Annotated in this window: 13 protein-coding genes and 1 pseudogene; 6 read left to right on the plus strand and 8 right to left on the minus strand. The window is 68.5% G+C overall.

Annotated features, from left to right (window positions below; translation table 11 throughout):
• Positions 1–138: 138 nt before the first annotated feature.
• Positions 139–1134 (minus strand): hypothetical protein, encoded by a 996-nt coding sequence (locus tag ACFWPX_RS30960; protein WP_378931452.1) that lies wholly within the window; start codon positions 1132–1134, stop codon positions 139–141.
• 127 nt (positions 1135–1261) lie between these two features.
• The gene (locus tag ACFWPX_RS30965; protein ID WP_378931454.1) at positions 1262–2677 is read right to left on the minus strand and encodes an amino acid permease; all 1416 of its coding nucleotides are present in this window, start codon (positions 2675–2677) and stop codon (positions 1262–1264) included.
• 145 nt (positions 2678–2822) lie between these two features.
• On the opposite strand from ACFWPX_RS30965, the gene ACFWPX_RS30970 reads away from it, so the two are divergent.
• Positions 2823–3815, plus strand: a complete 993-nt coding sequence (locus ACFWPX_RS30970; RefSeq protein WP_378931456.1) for an LLM class flavin-dependent oxidoreductase — start codon at positions 2823–2825, stop codon at positions 3813–3815.
• Between the two features lie 14 nt (positions 3816–3829).
• On the opposite strand, the gene ACFWPX_RS30975 is transcribed toward ACFWPX_RS30970, so the two are convergent.
• Positions 3830–4657, minus strand: coding sequence for an NADPH-dependent oxidoreductase (locus ACFWPX_RS30975; protein ID WP_378931458.1), 828 nt, complete (start codon positions 4655–4657; stop codon positions 3830–3832).
• 134 nt (positions 4658–4791) lie between these two features.
• Here ACFWPX_RS30975 and ACFWPX_RS30980 point away from each other — a divergent pair, with 134 nt between their 5' ends.
• Positions 4792–5370 (plus strand): pyridoxamine 5'-phosphate oxidase family protein, encoded by a 579-nt coding sequence (locus ACFWPX_RS30980; protein ID WP_378914433.1) that lies wholly within the window; start codon positions 4792–4794, stop codon positions 5368–5370.
• Positions 5371–5372: 2 nt separating this feature from the next.
• Here the strand turns inward: ACFWPX_RS30980 and ACFWPX_RS30985 are convergent, their stop codons facing one another.
• Positions 5373–6371: an SMP-30/gluconolactonase/LRE family protein gene (locus ACFWPX_RS30985; protein ID WP_378931460.1), complete on the minus strand. Its 999-nt coding sequence runs from the start codon at positions 6369–6371 to the stop codon at positions 5373–5375.
• Between the two features lie 100 nt (positions 6372–6471).
• Between ACFWPX_RS30985 and ACFWPX_RS30990 the strand changes: the two genes are divergently transcribed.
• Positions 6472–7218, plus strand: a complete 747-nt coding sequence (locus ACFWPX_RS30990; RefSeq protein WP_378931462.1) for a M50 family metallopeptidase — start codon at positions 6472–6474, stop codon at positions 7216–7218.
• Here ACFWPX_RS30990 and ACFWPX_RS30995 read toward each other — a convergent pair.
• A complete protein-coding gene (locus tag ACFWPX_RS30995; protein ID WP_378931464.1) occupies positions 7209–7751 on the minus strand; it encodes a gluconokinase in 543 nt (180 codons plus the stop codon). The genes ACFWPX_RS30990 and ACFWPX_RS30995 overlap by 10 nt on opposite strands.
• Positions 7752–7804: 53 nt before the next feature.
• Positions 7805–9808 (minus strand): CocE/NonD family hydrolase, encoded by a 2004-nt coding sequence (locus ACFWPX_RS31000; protein ID WP_378931466.1) that lies wholly within the window; start codon positions 9806–9808, stop codon positions 7805–7807.
• Between the two features lie 283 nt (positions 9809–10091).
• Between ACFWPX_RS31000 and ACFWPX_RS31005 the strand changes: the two genes are divergently transcribed.
• Positions 10092–10895: a VOC family protein gene (locus tag ACFWPX_RS31005; protein ID WP_378931468.1), complete on the plus strand. Its 804-nt coding sequence runs from the start codon at positions 10092–10094 to the stop codon at positions 10893–10895.
• Between the two features lie 5 nt (positions 10896–10900).
• On the opposite strand, the pseudogene ACFWPX_RS31010 reads toward ACFWPX_RS31005, so the two are convergent.
• Positions 10901–12894, minus strand: a pseudogene (locus ACFWPX_RS31010) (alkyl/aryl-sulfatase).
• 111 nt (positions 12895–13005) lie between these two features.
• Positions 13006–14643, minus strand: a complete 1638-nt coding sequence (locus ACFWPX_RS31015; protein ID WP_378931470.1) for a PucR family transcriptional regulator — start codon at positions 14641–14643, stop codon at positions 13006–13008.
• Positions 14644–14775: 132 nt separating this feature from the next.
• On the opposite strand from ACFWPX_RS31015, the gene pruA reads away from it, so the two are divergent.
• Together pruA and ACFWPX_RS31025 are read left to right on the plus strand one after the other, a co-directional pair.
• A complete protein-coding gene (gene pruA / locus ACFWPX_RS31020; protein ID WP_378931472.1) occupies positions 14776–16422 on the plus strand; it encodes an L-glutamate gamma-semialdehyde dehydrogenase in 1647 nt (548 codons plus the stop codon).
• A complete protein-coding gene (locus ACFWPX_RS31025) occupies positions 16422–17387 on the plus strand; it encodes a proline dehydrogenase family protein (RefSeq protein ID WP_378931474.1) in 966 nt (321 codons plus the stop codon). The genes pruA and ACFWPX_RS31025 overlap by 1 nt, the downstream gene beginning before the upstream one ends.
• The last annotated feature ends 37 nt before the right edge of the window (positions 17388–17424 follow it).

Here is a 17424-nt window from a genome sequence, read left to right on the forward strand (position 1 = left end):
GTCTGATGATCACCCCACCCAGCTCGCTCTCCCCCCCACCGCCCACCCCCAGCACCCGGAGCACCCCGCGCCGCCAACCGCGCCCGAGTCCCCCCCCCCCCCCGGGGGCGCGGGCTCGGGGGGTGCGGCGGGGCGCGGTCAGTCCTGTTGTTTGTGAACCACATCGACCAGTTCGTCGGGAGCGAACTCGACGACGCGGCGGACGCGCGAGTTGGCTACCGGGGCGAGGTCGACGATGATCGGGCCCGTCGGGGCATATTGGGCTATCGCGGTGATGCGGTCTTGGAGGTGGCCCCCGTCGGGGACGGGGACGCGGATGATGTCACCGACCGCCAGGGCTTCGGCGCGGAGTCGGCCGCCGGTGGCAGTCAAGTCGAGGGTGCCACAGCGGGTGTGGCCGACGGTGGCGCCGAGGCCGCGTTCGGCGATGGTCCACCAGACGGGTGCGTCGGGTTCTTCGGGTCCGATGCGCCTGTGCCAGGACAGGATTCGGTCGCGTTCGGCTTCGGCGTCGGCGCGGGTTTCGTGCAGGGACAGCTGACGGCGGACTGGGGCGTTGCGGGGACGGGTGGTGCCCGCGGCGCCGTCGACGACCAGGATCCAGCGCGCGCCGACGGCTTCGTCGCGGCGGGCGGTGACTCGTTTGGCCAGAGCCAAGCCCGGGGTGGCGCCGAGGCGGTCGGCGGCTTCCTCGATGCTCTCGACCAACCCCAGTGCGCGCAGCAGTTCGGCGACCGACAGTTCCGAGGTGGCCAGTTCCTGGGCGAGCGCGGGCATGGGGGTGCGTCTGCGCCAGCCGATGCGCGCGCAGTGCTCATGGCGGGTGAACCACAGGCCGCTGCGGGAGCGGCGGTGGTGGTCGATCACCACCGCCCACCAGTCCCATTCCGGCTCGGCGACAAGGCGTGTGCGGATCCAGCGTTCCCGTTCGGCGGTCGGTACCCGTTCCTCCGGTGGCACGAAATTGCGCAGTGCGGTGCGCACCGCCGATTCGGTGCGCCCCACCGTGATCGCCGTGCGGGCGAGATCGGCGCCCGCGCGCAGATCGTCGGCCAGTATTCGGTATTCCGATTCCCGCCAGGTGGTTCCGTGCTGGCGTGGCGGCCGCAGATCGCCGCTGTTCTCGTCACTCATCTCGTGTGCCCCCGTTCTCGCACCGCCCGGCCACACTCGCGTCCGGGCTGGTTGTGTGACACTTCGACGATACCGAGGGGGTATGACAGAAAACGGCTCTCTGCCAGCGGCTTTCCAGCAAACGGGGCTATCCGGTGTGCACGGCCTCGCGGCGGCCGAAGGCGTAATAGCCCGCGCACACCAGTGCCGCCCAGACCGCGCCGACGACCAGTGCGGTGCGTCCACCATCGGTCCACAGCAACAGAACCACGACCAAGCCGAGGAAACCCAGTGCGGCCCAGGTGGTTATGGGCGCACCGGGCAGCCGGTAGTCGCTACCGGGCAGTTCGCCCGCTCGGACCTTGGCGCGATACTTGATGTGGCACAACAGAATCACGCTCCACACGACGATGATGCCGACGGTGCTCACCGAGGTGATGTAGGCGAAGGCCTTGTCGGGCGAGATCAGGTTCACCAGCACGCCGATCACCATCGCGCCCGCCGAGGCGCAGATCCCGGTGAACGGCACCGATTGTTTGCTCAGGGTCGCGAATTTCGCGGGCGCTTCGTCGCGCAGAGCCAGGCTGCGCAACATCCGGCCGGTGGAGTAGATGCCGGAGTTGCACGACGACAGTGCCGCGGTGAGCAGCACGAAGTTGATGATGCCCGCGGCGGCGGGGATGCCGATCTGCTCGAACACCTCGACGAACGGGCTGCGGCCCGCGTGGAAGCTGCGCCAGCTCGCCACCGACATGATCACCACGAGCGCGCCGACGTAGAACAGCCCGATACGGAAGGGCAGGGTGTTGATCGCCTTGCGCAGGGTGGTCTTCGGGTCGCGGGCCTCCCCCGCCGTCACACCGACCAGTTCCACACCGACATAGGCGAATACGACGATCTGCAAGACCAGCAGGGTCTGGCCGAAGCCGTGCGGGAACATCCCACCGTCGGCCCACAGATTGGTCACCGTCGGATCGGCGGCATGGCCGAAACCGAAAACCAGTACGCCGATGCCGATCAGGATCATCGCGAGGATGGCGGTGACCTTGATCGCCGAGAACCAGAATTCGCCCTCGCCGAAGAACCGCACGGAGATCAGGTTCGCGGCGAACAGCACCGCGAGCACCACCAGCGCCGTCACCCACTGCGGGATGTCGAACCAGTACTGCACGTAGTGACCGGCCACGGTGATCTCGGCCATGCAGGTGGACACCCACACCGCCCAGTACGACCAGCCGGTCGCGAACCCGGCGAAACGACCGAGGAATTCGTGGGCGTACTCGGCGAAACTGCCCGAGACGGGGCGGTAGGTCAGCAGCTCGCCCAGCGCGCGCATGATGACGAAGATCGCCAGACCGGCGGCGAGGTAGGCCAGGATCAGCGACGGACCCGCCTGCTCGATCGCCGCACCGGAGCCGTAGAACAGGCCGGTGCCGATCGCACCGCCGATGGCGATCATCTGGATGGTGCGCGGGTTCAGGCCGCGCTCGTATCCCTCCGATCCGGCCGTCTGGGCGGGCGCCTCGGCGGCTTCCGTGGATAGGCCGGAGCCGTCAGCTGACATCGAACAGTCCTTCCGTCGCGTCGATCAGTCGTGCACGCTACCGCCCGGCTACCGTGGCCGGTGTCACCACCACCGGTGCGCGGAAATACCGGCGGCTCGGCGCGGGTTGGCTTCGATAGGGGTTGATACACATTCGAGGAGGCTCATGAGCGCCGTCACGCTGTCGGTTCTGGATCTGGCACCGGTGCAGTCCGATGCGACGGCGGGTGCGGCGTTGCACGCGACGACGCGGTTCGCCCAGCACGCCGAGGAACAGGGCTTTCGCCGATTCTGGGTGGCCGAGCATCACAACATGCCCGGCATCGCGAGTGCGGCGCCCGCGGTGGTGCTGGCGCATCTGGCCGCTTCCACCACACGGATCAGGGTCGGTTCGGGCGGGGTGATGTTGCCCAATCATCCGCCGCTGGTGGTCGCCGAACAGTTCGGCACGCTCGAGTCACTGCATCCCGGACGGATCGATCTCGGGATCGGCCGTGCGCCCGGCACCGATCCGGTGACCGCGCGCGCACTGCGCCGCAGTGCCGAAGGACTCGGCGGTGACGCGTTTCCCCAGGAGCTCACCGCGCTGATCGGGTTCTTCCGCGGCGCCGATCCGAACGGGATCGTGGCAAGCCCAGGACTCGGCGCGGAACCGGAGGTATGGCTGCTCGGTTCCAGTGGTTACAGCGCCCAGGTCGCCGCGGTGCTCGGTCTGCCGTTCGCGTTCGCCCACCACATCGCGCCGGACAACACCGTCGCCGCGCTGACGCTCTACCGCGACAATTTCCGGCCCTCGCAGACCCTGAGCGAGCCGTACACGATCGTGGCCGCCTCCGTGATCTGCGCCGATACCGACGCGGAGGCCGACCGCCTCGCCGCGCCGCGCGATCTCGCCTTCGCCAACTTGCGCTCGGGTCGTCCGCAGGCACTGGCCACGCCGGAGCAGGCCGCCGGCTTCCCCGGAAACGACGCCGAACGCCACTTCGCCGCCCAGCGCAGGGCCGGGCAGTTGCAGGGCTCGCCGGAGACGGTGCGTGCCCAGGCGGCGCACTTGCTCGACGCCACCTCCCCCGACGAGCTCATGCTCAACACCCTCGTCTACGACCTCGACGCCCGCATCCGCTCACTCGACCTGACGAAGAAGGCGATCGACGGCTGAGGGGTCCCGCCCGCTCAGCGCAGCCGGAATCCCCTGGCGGCCAAGGACTCCCGCAGACGGTGACGGCCGTTGAGGGAGGCCGCCGAGGCCAAGCGGGCCAGGGTGCGCTCGGTCCACGAGAACGGCAGACCCTGATCGGTGTAGATCTCGCCGATCCGCTGTTCGTACTCGGCGACCGGCTCGCGCTGGGCGGCCAGCTCGTAGGTCTCGTGGTGCAGCACCGCCGCCTGCGGTAGGCGCGGCTTGACCCTGGTGCCTTCCGCCGGGTCCGGGTGGCCGACAACCAGGCCGAAGACCGCGAAGACGTGATCGGGCAGATTCAGCTCGGCCGCCACCGCTTCCGGATCATTGCGCAACGCGCCGATGTAGACCGTGCCCAAGCCGAGAGATTCAGCGGCCACCACCGCGTTCTGCGCGGCGAGCGCGGCGTCGACGAAGCCCACGTAGCTGGATTCGAGGTAGTCGGCGCCCTCCAGCGGGGCGCCGTGATCGTCGGCGAGCTGACGCAGCCGGGCGAAGTCGGCCGTCCACACCAGCAGCACCGGCGCCTGCTCGATATGTGCCTGGCCACCCGCAATCGCGGCCAGCCTGGCCCGGCGCGCCGGATCACGCACCTCGATAACGCTCCACACCTGCAGGTTCGACGAGGTCGCCGCGGATTGCGCGGCCGACACCAACAGCCGAATCGTCTCCGGCGACACGGCGTCCGGAAGATAGCGGCGCACCGACTTGTGCGCGTGCAGTACCTCGAGCACCGGATTCCACTGGGCGGGAATCTCGGTGGCCTGGTCCGCGTAACGCTGCTGGACGGGGTGGGCGGGGCTCGGTGCGGTCTGCGTCATAGGAGACATCGTCGGACACCGCGCGGTCGGCGTCTGCGGTAACCCTCACCGTGAACCGAACGGCGGTCCCGATTCGACCGGTCGATACAGTGGATACGGGGAGCTCACCGACTGGTGGGACAAGAGAGTGCGTCATGGGCAAGGTGTTCGATCGGATCGACGACAAGCTGCGGGCATTCATCACCGAACAGCCGATGTTCTTCATCGGCACCGCGCCGTCGGTCGGCGGCCACGTCAACGTCTCTCCCAAGGGCTATCGCGACACCTTCGCCGTGATCGACGACCACACCGTCGCCTACCTCGATCTGTTCGGCAGCGGTTCGGAAACGATCGCCCACCTGCGCGACAACGGCCGGATCACCGTGATGTTCTGCTCGTTCACCCGCACCACCCGCATCCTCCGGCTCTTCGGCACCGGCCGGGTCGTCCGCCCCGACTCCGACGAATTCGACACGCTGCGTGAGCATTTCGGCACCGGACACCCGGGTATCCGTGCGGTGGTGACGATCTCGGTGGAACGCATCGCCGACTCGTGTGGCTGGTCGGTGCCCAAACTCGACCTCGTCGAGGAGCGCTTCATCCTCGACGAGGCCCACACCCGCCGCACCGATGCCGATTTCGCCCGTCGCATCGCCGGTGACAACGCCACCAGCATCGACGGGTTGCCCGCGCTGGAGCCGGACCATCCGGTGCCGTCCAGCGTTCGCCGCTGAGGTCAGGTCGCCGGTACCGAGGTCACCGCGATCGCGGGTTCGGACAGACTGCCCAGGTAGAGGGTGCCGTTGTGTTCGGCCACCGCGGTGACCAGGGCGTAGTCGGCGCCGTCGCGCTGCAGGTCGTGCACGATGGTGCCGTCGAAATCGAGCGCGAGCACCCAGACCGATCGGACGGGCGCGGGCGTCAGCCGATCCGGCAGCGCGTCGACGATTCGCCGCACGATGCCGGGGAGCGGGAAGAGCTTGTCCAGCAACGGGTTACGCGGCGAGACGATGCCGACCCAGACCAGTCCGTCGCTGCCGATCAGCATATTGTCCGGTGAGCCGGGCAGGTTCTCGGCGATGTAGTCCGTGGTACCGGCGCGCGGACCCGTCATCCAGTATCGCGTGATCCGGTAGGCGCCGGTCTCGGCGACCAGCACATTGGATCGGTCCGGGGCGAGCACCAGGCCGTTGGCGAACTGGAGACCGTCGACGAGCACCTCCAGGCGGCCGTCCGGATCGCGGCGTACCAGCTGTCCGCTGCCGGAATGTTCCAGAATGTCGGTCATCCACTCTTCGAACGGCCACCGCCGCGACGAGATCGTGAAGTAGATCGTGCCGTCGTCGTCGCGAATCACATTGCTGGGGAACGCGATCGGGACACCGTCGAGCTCACCGACGACGACTTCCAGGTCGGCGCCCGCCTCGGCCAGGCGAAGGATGCCTCGACCGGCGACGCAGATCAGCAGTGAGCCGTCCGCATCGGCGTGCATGCCCAGTGGCCGACCTCCGGCGTCCGCGATCCGCTCGACCGCGCCACCCGCCGGATCGACCCGCCAGATCGCGCCGTCGTCGGTCCCGGTGACAAGGTGGCCGTCGGGCAGCACCACGACGTCCTCCGGACCACTTCCCGGCAGCGGCAGCAGTCGGGTCGGCGGCATCGGCGGATCGCTGTGGGTCTGGCGCGCACGAGCGGTGGGGCGCGGCGGAGTCCAGCGGTGAGGGCGCATCTGCATTGCCCATTGCTATCACGACGAGCGTCGCCACGGGGCCGATGCGGGAACGGCCGCGACCAGGAGCCTGCGCCACGAGCCCACCGACGGCTAAAGTGCGGCGGTGAACACCGGATCCGCCAGCTCGCTGCTCGACCGTCTCCTCGCACCCCAGCCCGCGCCCGCCTGGTGGCTGGTGCTCGCCACCGCCGCGGTGGCGCTGATCCTGGTCGGGTATCGACCGCTGTGGCGGCTGACCAGAGCCGCGGTGACAGTGGCACACGAGGGCGGCCACGCGGTGGTCGCGCTGCTCACCGGACGCAGGCTGCACGCGATCACCCTGCACACCGATACATCGGGGCTGACGGTATCGAGCGGCAAACCGAGTGGGCCCGGCATGATTCTCACCGCGGCGGCCGGGTATCCGGCCCCCGCGCTGCTCGGGCTCGGCTATGCGGCACTGCTCGGGACCGGCCGGGTCACGGTGATGTTGTGGGCGACGCTGGTGATGCTGGCGGCGGTGCTGATCAAGGTGCGCAATATGTACGGGCTGCTCACGGTGGCGGTGCTCGGCGCGCTGGTGTTCGGGGTGTCCTGGTTCGGCAGCGATCTGCTGCAGGCCGCGTTCGCGTATCTGGCGGCGTGGTTCCTGCTGGCCGCCGCGGTACGGCCGGTCTTCGAACTGCAACGGAGTCGACGCCGTCAGCCCGGTCGCACGGATTCCGATGCGGACCAGCTGGCTCGGTTGACGCACCTGCCCGCGGTGCTGTGGGTGTTGTTCTTCACCGCGGTCTGCCTGGCGGCACTGGTCTTCGGCGCGATGCTGATGCTGGCGCCGGTCGAAGAGCTGCATCCGCTGCTTCAGCGGTGAGCGGCGATCCAGGCGTCGACGGCCTCGGAGACGAGCACGCTCGGCGGCTGTAGCGCGTTGAGGGTGACGCCCACTTCGTCGGATTGCAGCGGTTCGAGGGTGTCGAGCTGGGAATCCAGCAGGATCGTCGGCATGAAATGGCCGAGTCGGCCGGTCATCCGGCGCAGCAGTTCCTCGCGGGTGGCTGCCAGGTGCACGAAGTAGGTCTGCGGCGCCTTCGCGCGCAGGCGGTCACGGTAGACCCGCCGCAACGCCGAACAGGTCGCTACCCCACCGGTTTCCTGGTGTTCGGCGAGCCAGTCCGCGACGGTGTCGAGCCAGGGCAGCCGGTCCTCGTCGGTGAGCGGGATGCCCGCGGCCATCTTCTCGATATTGGCTTGCGGATGGAAGTCGTCACCTTCGGCGTACGGGACCTCGAGCCGGTCGGCGGTCAGCGCGCCGACCGTCGTCTTCCCGCATCCCGACACCCCCATCACCACGATGACAGGTTCGACCACAGCGACCTCCTCGTCGAAAAGAACTCCGCACAGCATGCCTGCGCATCCTGCTCGATCGAGGGTAGTGGGCGGCGAGTCTCCAGCGTCGATCAGGGAATCGGACGGTCGGTGGGCAGGTTGACGAAACTCGGCGCGGCGGGGTCGAGGCGAACGTGCTGGGGCTCGAGGCCGCTGGCGTTCAGCATCGGCCGGAACGGTAATGCCTTGGGCGCGTTGCCCGCGAAGACGTCGATGCGCAGCCGGTGTCCCGGTGCCAGTACCGCCTGGGTCGGGATGACGGCGACGTCGATCGCGGTGGGCGCGCCGGGTACCACCGGGAGCAGCCGGTCGACGGTGAGCGGGTTGAAGGGCGCGGTGAAGTCGCCGTTGATCGAGCGTGCGCTGCGGCGTTCGTCGACGGCCCGCATCGACGAGGTGAGCTGGCCGGTGGTGAGCACGGTCGAGGTCCCGTCGGGTGCCACGTCGTTGACGGTGACGTTCCAGAATCCGTCGGTGGCGTCATGGATCGTGTTGAGCCGCACGTTGATCGGGCCCGAGATGACCGTCTGTTCGGTCAGCGGGGCGCTGGTGAAGGTGAGGCCGTTGCGTTCGGCGATGCGGGAGTCCTTCGCACAGGTATCGAAGGCGGCCGTCATGCCCGCCGAGCCCTGCGCCGCGTCGCGCGAGCAGACTTGATTCAAACCTGGTGCCACGGTGAGCGTTTCGACACCGGCCGGTCCGGTGGCGCTGAGCGATCCATCGTGCAGACTGTCGTCGGTGCTGCCGCTGGGCGCGGCGGACAGGTAGACGCGGCGATGCGTGACGCCGGGCTGCGGGAACTCCTCCAGCGTAACCCAGCTACCGCCTTGCTGTTTCACCGTGACGGGCCCGAATCCTTCGACGCCGCTGTCGATGTCCTTGAGCCATTTGTCGAACCAGGCCCGCTGCAGCACGTCGAGGCGCGGGGGTGCGCCGGGAACACCGGTGCCTGCACCGGGATTGGCGTGATAGGTGTCGCCGACGACGAGCTGCTTGCGTCCGGCGGGCAGCGGGATCTGCTCGTAGAGCTTGGTCGCGCTGTTGGCGAAGATGTCGTGCCAGCCGCCGTAGACGAAGGTCGGCACCGTGACGTTCTCGGGGTGGCCCATGATCGCCTCGCGGAAGTCCGAGGTGTCGTCGAGTGCGCCGTCGAGCGCGGGCGGCATATTCGACAGCGACGGCGTGAGCAGCGACTGGGCGAGCAGGTCGAAATTGGTGGTCGGATCGGCGAGGCGGTCGTTGAACCAGGTCCAGTCGAAGCTGCCGTCGACCATGGAGGCCACGTCGGGAACGAGTTTGAGCTGGTTGACCGAGTTCAGCCACAGCGGCAGGAAGGTGGTGCCCACGCCGCCACCGGGGGCGACCACGTCACGCATGAGGTCGCTGCCCGGCTCGACCGGGAAGATCGCCTGCAACGCGGGCGGTGCGTTCTCGGCGGCGCGCAACTGGTTGATGCCGGAGTACGAGCCGCCACTCATCCCGATGCGGCCGTTCGACCACGGCTGCGTGGCCGCCCAGTCGATCACCTCGCGGGTGTCGAGCTGTTCGCGCGTTCCGAGGGTGTCCCATTTGCCCTGGGACATCCCGGTTCCGCGTACGTCGGCCACGACGACGGTGTAGCCGGCGCTGACGAGTTTGCGGTCGACGCCGAGCATGGTCTGGATCATGCCGCCGTCCAGTGCCTGCATGAGGTCACCGAAACCACTGATCGGGGTGGCGGACAGGTTCAGCCTGCGCACGATGTCGACGGCGGTGGACTGCAGGCCCGGAATCGCGGCAGCCTGTTCGATCAGCCCGGTCATGAGTTTCGAATAGGGGGTCAGGCTGACAATTGCCGGCAGCGGCTTCTGCTCGATCACGCCGGCGGCATCGGCGGGGCGGTAGACGTCGGCCTTGAGCACCACGCCGTCGCTCATCGTGATCTGGACGCCACGCTCCACCCGAACCTCGGGATAGGCGCCCGGCCCGTCGTGCAGGGCGGTCCACTTCGCGGCCGACGCGTCCGGTGGCTGACCACCGGCGGGACCACCGCCGCAGCCGAGCACGACGACCACCGCGACGATCGTCGCCAGCATCCGGACTAACCCATGTTCCGAGCCTTTACTCACCATGAATCGCTCCCGACCGGTTCGTCTCCAACGTTGACCAAGCCACCGCACGATCGGCGCGGAAACCATAACAGCGGTAACGAGCTGGTCAGGCGATCCTCGGCCCGCTCGGGCTGTCGCTGTGAACACGCGTTGTTCCAGTTCAGCGCGGTTCCGGGTTCCTTCTTCTTGTCGGTGACCGGTGGTTGACTTGCCTCGTGCCGGTGCGATTCGGGCCGGCCTTCATCCATCGCCGAGGAGGACGTTCGACATGCCGACACGCGACGAAGCTTGGCCGCAGGGAACTCCCTGCTGGATCGACTGTCAGGTGGACGACACCACCGCCGCCCGCGATTTCTACAGCACCCTGTTCGGCTGGGAGGTCCAGGACAGTCCCGCCGAAGCCGGTGGCTATCTCATGGCCACGCTCGACGGCCGACCGGCGGCGGGCATCGGCCCGAAACCGCAGGGCATGGAAACGATGCCGTCGGTGTGGACCACCTACTTCGCCGCGCAGCGCGCCGACGAGATCGCCGAACGCGTGAGCTCCTCGGGCGGGCAGGTGTTCATGCCACCGTTCGATGTGCTCGACGTGGGACGCATGTTCATCGCCGCCGACCCGGCAGGCGGGGTGTTCGGCGTGTGGGAAGCCAAGGCGCACAACGGTTCCGGCATATTCAACCAGAACGGCGCCTATTGCTGGAACGAACTGCACACCCCTGCCTACGATCAGGCGCACGAGTTCTACAACAAGGTGTTCGGCTGGCAGTACAACGAAATCGGCGACGGGGAGACCTTCACCTATTCCACCTTCGCACTGCCCGGTGAGAGCCGCGAGGTCGGCGGCATGATGGACGCCTCAGCGCTGAGCACCCCGCCCTACTGGCTCACCTGGATCCAGGTCGACGACGCCGACGGATCCCTGGCCAGGGCCACCGAACTGGGCGCCTCGGTGATCATGGGCCCCGACGACAGCCCGTTCGGCCGGATGGGCATCCTGGCCGCGCCACAGGGCGAGGTGTTCGGCGTGATCGATCCGGCCAAGGCGGTCGGCGAGGTACCCACCGGGTCCTGACATCGTCACGGGGTGACGATGGCGAAGTTCGGGTCCGGCTTGTCGATCAGGCCGGGCAGCTTCGCCAGGGCGGTGACGTCGCCATCGATGGCGATGTCACCGCTCGCGACGCCCTTGCGCAGGTCGGCGCCGCCGACCAGGGTGGCGATCAGGGTCCGGCGGGTGAGGGTGATCGTCGCGTCGGGCGCAGGCAGCGCGTCATCGGGGAACCGGTCGTGGTGCACGAGTACGCCGTTGCGCAGTTCCACGCGGTGAACGCGGTTGTCCTCGTCGGTGATCCGCCAGTCCGTGCTCATCCGGGCATCCCAGGCTTTCGGACCGTCGATGCGCAACGACACCGCGTCGAACACCTGCTCCACGCTCAGCGCGGCGGCCATCGCCGCGGAGTTGGCCGTGGTCGGCGTGCCGAAGGAACCATGGCGCAGTTCGTGGGCGCCGCTGAGATAGAAGTTGCGCCAGGTGGCGTTCTCCGCGCCGTAGGCGAGTTGTTCGAAAGCGGCGGCCTGCAAGTCTTTTGCCGTCTTGTTGGCCGGATCGGCGAAGATCACGTAGTTCACCAGCTGCACGACCCAGCGGAAGTCGGCGGCATCGTAGGCCTTCTGCGCGGTCCGCAGTGCCGCGTCGGCACCGCCCATCGCCTCGACGTGGCGTCGGGCGTTCTCCACCGGCGGGTGTTCCCACAGGTGTGCCGGGTTGCCGTCGAACCAGCCCATGTACCGCTGGTACACCGCCTTGACGTTGTGGCTCACCGAGCCGTAGTACCCGTGCGTCGACCACGACGCGGTGAGCGCGGGTGGCATCCGCAGCATTTCGGCGATCTCGGCGCCTACGTACCCCTGGTTCAGCAGTCGCAGCGTCTGATCGTTGAGGTAGCCGTACATGTCGCGCTGTAGCGACAGGAACTCCACGATCCGATCGGTACCCCAGACCGGCCAGTGGTGCGAGGAGAACACCAGATCGGACCGGCGCGCGTAGCGGTTGATCGAATCGGTGAGATATTTCGACCAGACATGCGGGTCGCGGACCAGCGCGCCGCGCAGGGTGACGATGTTGTGCATGGTGTGGGTGGCGTTCTCGGCCATACACAGAATGCGCCGGTCGGGGAAGTAGAAGTTCATCTCCGAGGGCGCTTCGGTGCCCGGGGTCAGCTGGAAGACCATCCGCACACCGTCGACCGTCTCTTCCTGGTCGGTGCGGGTGACGTGCACGGTGGGCGGGATCAGGCTGATCGTGCCGACCGAAGTGGTCTGTCCCAGACCGGATCCCACCTGACCTTTCGGGCCGCGGGGCAAGGCGGCGCCATACATGTAGGCGGCACGACGGGCCATCGCCGTGCCCGTGTAGATGTTCTCGGCGACGGCGTGTTCCATGAACCCCGAGGGCGCGATCACCGGGCAGCGTCCGGCCGCGACGTCCTGCGGGGTGATGACGCCGTAGCTGCCGCCGAAGTGGTCGACATGGGAGTGGGAGTAGATCAGGCCGGTGACCGCCGGTCACCGCGATGTTCGCGATAGAGCCTCAGGCCGGCGGCTGCGGTCTCCGCGGAAACCAGCGGATCGATGACGACCACGCCGGTCTCGCCTTCGATCAACGTCATGTTCGACAGGTCGAGACCACGGATCTGATAGAAGCCCGGCGCGATCTCGTAGAGGCCCTGCTTGACGGTGAGCTGGGACTGGCGCCACAGGCTCGGGTTCACCGACTGCGGACAGGACCCGGCGAGGAAGTCGTAGGAGTCGTTGTCCCACACCACTTTCCCTGACTGATCGGTGACCCTGCCGGGTTCGAGGGAGGCGATCCAGCCGCGGTCGGCATCGGCGAAGTCGGCGGTGTCGCCGAAGGGCAGCGTGTCGGCCAGCGCGCGGTTGGCATCCAGGATGGCCTCGGTCGGCTCGGTCTGAGTGCTCGACGGGGTGACTCCACTCGGTTGGTCACCACATCCGGTGACGGTCGCGCCGACCGCGACCGCGGCGGCAGCGCCGACCCCGACACCCAGCATCCCGCGCCGCGACAGCTCGCCGCGACCCCTGTGTGCACTGTTCACCGCTACTCCTTCGTTCCACGACCGTCCGACCCGGACAACTATTGCAGACTAACTGCAATATCTGTGCTACCTCTGAGCAATCGGAATTGTCGGCAGCGCGGCCAGCTGGATATCGAGCAGCAGCCGATCCTCTGGATCGGTCAGATCGATGCCCAGCACCGTCTCCACCCGCCGCAGCCGGTAGCGCAGCGTGTTCGGATGCACGCGTAGCGCGGCCGCGGCGGCACGCACCTCACCGTGTGCCCGCAGAAACGCCTGCACCGATACGCGCAGGTCGGCGGCGTGGGTTCGGTCGTAGGCGTCGAGGGCGGCCAGGCGCGGATCGTGCAGGCGCGGACGCTCGCGAATCAGCTCCATGATCTCGGCCAGCAGCACCGCGGTCCTGGCGTCGGCCAGCGTGGCGACCCGGCTGCCCGCGAGATCGGCGACCGGGCTGTCCAGCACCCGGTCGACCTCGGCGCGCGCGCCCGCGACCGCGGTGAGACCGGCGACCGGCGCCGCGATCGCGGCCCGCACGACCAGTTCGCGCGTCTGCTCGAGCTGGGTGACCAGCTTGCGCACCCACGAGCCGACGCTGCGCTCGGAGTGGTAGGCGGGCAGCAGGACATAGACCCGCTCACCGATCGACTCGGTGACCGAATCATCACGGAAAGCACTGGCGTGCAACCGGATCAAGCCACTCGACGCGGCCGGCCCCGCGGCGGGCCCCACCGGCGCGAAGCCGATCACCGCGGCGGGACCGGTCGTCGGCAGGTTCAGCGCGGCGGCGACCGAGGGCACGTCGACGCCGTCACCGTGCGCGCCGAACAACCTGCGAACCAGCAACGCCTCGGTGGAGGGCGCGTCCAGCCGCCGCGCGATGATCCTGGCCGCCACCGCCGACGCGCCACGCAACACCTGCGCCGCGTCAGGGCGCAACTCTCCCGCGCCCTGCTGCAACCAGATGGTCCCGAGCATTCTCGATTGCGCGCCTTCCCCACGCCGGATGCCGACGACGAGCCTGCGGCGAATATCGAGCTCGGGATGTTCCGGCACGTCGACGACCTCGTCACCGCGCCGCACCCGGTCGAATACACCCCATTCACGCAGGATCCGCAGGTAGTCGCTCGGGCCTTCCCGGCCGAGGATGGACTGGATGCGCAGCTGGTCGGCCGACGCGTCGGAGGCCGAGTAGGCCAGGACGTGCGACTGGGGGTCTTCGATCGAGACCATGCCGCCGGTTTCCCTGGCCAGCACCTGAGCCAGGCCGAACAGGTCGGTGTCGGGGGCGAGCAGGTCGTGCTCGTCGGAGGCGGCGCGCTGACCGGGTGAGCGGGCCAGCATCCGGCGGATCAGCGAGAAGACCTGGTCCCAGCGCGCCTGCCGGTGGACGTGCACCAGCGCGATTCCCGCGGCATGGGCGGCGGCGCGCACCGCGGGCGAGTCGTTGGCGCTCTTGGTCATCAGCACTCGCGGGCGCTGAGCGGGGTCGCGGTCGACGACCTCGCGCAACCAGCGCGCGGTCGCGGCGGCATCGACGCCGACGAGCAGATACACCTCGGGCAACGCACCCTCGTCGTCGAGGTGTTCGGGCAGGTCGGCAGGCTCGGCCAACGCCACCGTCCGCACCGCGACCTCGTGGCCCGCGGGCGCGTCGACGAGGGTGGCGACCGTGTGGTCGAGAGCGGTCAGCAACTCGCGCAGCGTTGTGGCCCCGTCAGCCATCGAGCACCTCCATGTTGGTCGATCGGACAAAGGATCGCGCCGATCTTCATCCGATCAGACGATTATGACTGCTCCCGATCGGTGTTGACTACGTCACATCCCGCCATCCCTCACGACGCAGGAGCCGCACTCATGGACGCCATCGCGACCACCCCACCACCGGTCAACGAACCCGTCGGCACCTTCGCTCCGGGCAGCCCGGAACGTAGTCGCCTACAGACCGCGCTCGCCGAGTTGTCCGCCTCCCCCACCGAGATCGCCCACGTGATCGGCGGCCGCCACCTGCCCGGCGACGGCCCCGCGTTCGACGTGGTCCAACCGCATCGCCACGCCGCCGTCCTCGGCACCCTGCACGACGCGAGCACCACCGAAACCGCCGCCGCGGTCGAGGCCGCCTGTGCCGCGGCGCCCGCCTGGCAGGCGATGTCGTTCGACGATCGAGCCGCGATCTTCCTGCGCGCCGCCGACCTGCTCTCCGGGCCGTGGCGCGCGAAGATCGCGGCCGCGACGATGCTCGGGCAATCCAAGTCCGCCTATCAGGCCGAGATCGACGCGCCGTGCGAACTGATCGACTTCTGGCGGTTCAATGTCTCGTTCGCCCGCGAGATCCTCGCCGGGCAGCCGCTCTCCTCGCCGGGTGTGTGGAATCGGATGCAGTACCGCTCGCTCGAGGGGTTCGTCTACGCGGTGACGCCGTTCAACTTCAGCGCGATCGCGGGCAATCTGCCCACCGCGCCCGCGCTGATGGGCAACACCGTGGTGTGGAAGCCCGCAAGGAGCCAGTCCGTTGCGGCCTATCTGACGATGCGGCTGCTCGAAGCCGCCGGACTGCCGCCCGGGGTGATCAACCTGGTCAACGGGGCGGGCCCGGTGATCTCCGATGTCGTGCTGGCCGACCCGCGGCTGGCCGGCGTGCATTTCACCGGGTCGACGGCCACGTTCCAGCACCTGTGGCGCGAGGTGGCACAGCGCCTGGACGGGTACCGCACGTATCCACGGCTGGTCGGCGAGACCGGCGGCAAGGACTTCGTGCTCGCGCACCCGTCGGCCGATCCGGCGGTGCTCACCACCGCGCTGGTGCGTGGCGCGTTCGACTACCAGGGCCAGAAGTGTTCGGCCGCCTCCCGCGCGTTCGTCCCACGTTCGGTGTGGGCGGCGATGTCGGAGGACCTGATCGAACGGACGTCGAACCTGCGCTACGGCGATGTCACCGACTTCACGAATTTCGGTGGGGCACTGATCGATCGACCCGCCTTCGACCGCAATACCGCCGCACTCGAGCGCGCCAAGGCGACACCGGGTCTGACCGTGGTGGCAGGCGGACACAGCGATGACAGCGTCGGGTGGTTCGTCGACCCGACCATCGTGGTCGGTGACGATCCGGCCGACGAGATCTTCCGCACCGAATACTTCGGCCCGATCCTGGCGGTGCACGTCTACGACGACAGCACCCCGACCGCGTTCGCCGATGCCATGGACCTCGTCGACAGCGGCAGCCCCTACGGCCTCACCGGCTCGGTGATCGCGCAGGACCGCACCGCGATCGCCGCGGCGACCGAGCGGCTCACCTTCGCCGCGGGCAACTTCTACATCAACGACAAACCGTCCGGAGCCGTCGTCGGCCAGCAGCCGTTCGGTGGCGGACGCGCGTCCGGCACCAACGACAAGGCGGGTTCCCCCCAGAACCTGCTGCGCTGGACCTCCGCGCGCACGATCAAGGAAACGTTCGTCCCGCCGACCGAGCACGGCTACCCCCACCAGGCACCGGAGGTCGGCTGATGTCTGCTCTGCTGCGTTCGACCATGCTCGCCGCCGCCCGCTCACCCCGGCTGGAACGCACCATCACCGGCCTGCCGGTCAGCCGGGCGGTGGTGGCTCGCTTCGTCGCGGGCACCACCACGGAGCAGGCGGTGCTCGCCACCGAAACCCTTTTGCGCTCAGGGCGTTTCGTCAGCATCGACTATCTGGGTGAGGACACCACCGACCTGGCCAGCGCCGAGGCGACCGTCGCGCAGTACCGGACCCTGATCGCCGCGCTCGGCGAACTCCCCCAGTCCGAGGTCGCGGCGGGAGCTGTTCGGCCACTGGAGGTTTCGGTGAAACTCTCCGCACTCGGACAGGCCCTGCCGCGCGACGGTCACGCCATCGCCCGCGAGCACGCCCGCCAGATCTGTGCCGCCGCCGAGGCCGCGGGGATCTGGGTCACCGTCGATGCCGAAGACCACACCACCACCGATTCGACGCTGTCGATCGTGCGCGAACTCCGCGCGGACTACCCGTGGCTGGGCACGGTGTTGCAGGCGTATCTGCGCCGCACCGAGGACGACTGCCGCGCCATGGCAGGTCCGGGGTCGCGAATCAGGCTGTGCAAAGGCGCCTATGACGAACCGGAGTCGGTCGCCTTCCGCGACAAGGCCGAGGTCGACGCGTCGTACCTGCGATGCCTCGGCGTGCTCACCGCGGGCGCGGGCTATCCGATGATCGCCTCGCACGACCCGGCGGTGATCACCGCGGCCGGGGTCGGCATGCAGTCCGCGCAGCGCAAGACCGAGGAGTACGAATACCAGATGCTGTTCGGCATTCGCGCCGACGAACAGCAGCGACTCGCCGCCGCGGGCAACCATGTCCGCGTGTATGTCCCCTACGGTGACCAGTGGTACGGGTACTTCATGCGCAGGCTGGCCGAAAGGCCCGCCAACCTCGGGTTCTTCCTGCGCGCACTGGTCGGCGCACGCGGAAGATAACCGGCTCGGCCGAACAATCATCGCCGCTGAACATTAT

Origin of the sequence: Nocardia sp. NPDC058518, assembly GCF_042719655.1 — a bacterium.
Lineage (GTDB): Bacteria > Actinomycetota > Actinomycetes > Mycobacteriales > Mycobacteriaceae > Nocardia.

Coding starts and splice junctions, on each gene's coding strand:
- ACFWPX_RS30960 (WP_378931452.1), bottom strand. CDS start 1,134: ATGAGTGACGAGAACAGCGGCGATCTGCGGCCGCCACGCCAGCACGGA.
- ACFWPX_RS30965 (WP_378931454.1), bottom strand. CDS start 2,677: ATGTCAGCTGACGGCTCCGGCCTATCCACGGAAGCCGCCGAGGCGCCC.
- ACFWPX_RS30970 (WP_378931456.1), top strand. CDS start 2,823: ATGAGCGCCGTCACGCTGTCGGTTCTGGATCTGGCACCGGTGCAGTCC.
- ACFWPX_RS30975 (WP_378931458.1), bottom strand. CDS start 4,657: ATGACGCAGACCGCACCGAGCCCCGCCCACCCCGTCCAGCAGCGTTAC.
- ACFWPX_RS30980 (WP_378914433.1), top strand. CDS start 4,792: ATGGGCAAGGTGTTCGATCGGATCGACGACAAGCTGCGGGCATTCATC.
- ACFWPX_RS30985 (WP_378931460.1), bottom strand. CDS start 6,371: ATGCAGATGCGCCCTCACCGCTGGACTCCGCCGCGCCCCACCGCTCGT.
- ACFWPX_RS30995 (WP_378931464.1), bottom strand. CDS start 7,751: ATGCTGTGCGGAGTTCTTTTCGACGAGGAGGTCGCTGTGGTCGAACCT.
- ACFWPX_RS31000 (WP_378931466.1), bottom strand. CDS start 9,808: ATGCTGGCGACGATCGTCGCGGTGGTCGTCGTGCTCGGCTGCGGCGGT.
- ACFWPX_RS31005 (WP_378931468.1), top strand. CDS start 10,092: ATGCCGACACGCGACGAAGCTTGGCCGCAGGGAACTCCCTGCTGGATC.
- ACFWPX_RS31015 (WP_378931470.1), bottom strand. CDS start 14,643: ATGGCTGACGGGGCCACAACGCTGCGCGAGTTGCTGACCGCTCTCGAC.
- pruA (WP_378931472.1), top strand. CDS start 14,776: ATGGACGCCATCGCGACCACCCCACCACCGGTCAACGAACCCGTCGGC.
- ACFWPX_RS31025 (WP_378931474.1), top strand. CDS start 16,422: ATGTCTGCTCTGCTGCGTTCGACCATGCTCGCCGCCGCCCGCTCACCC.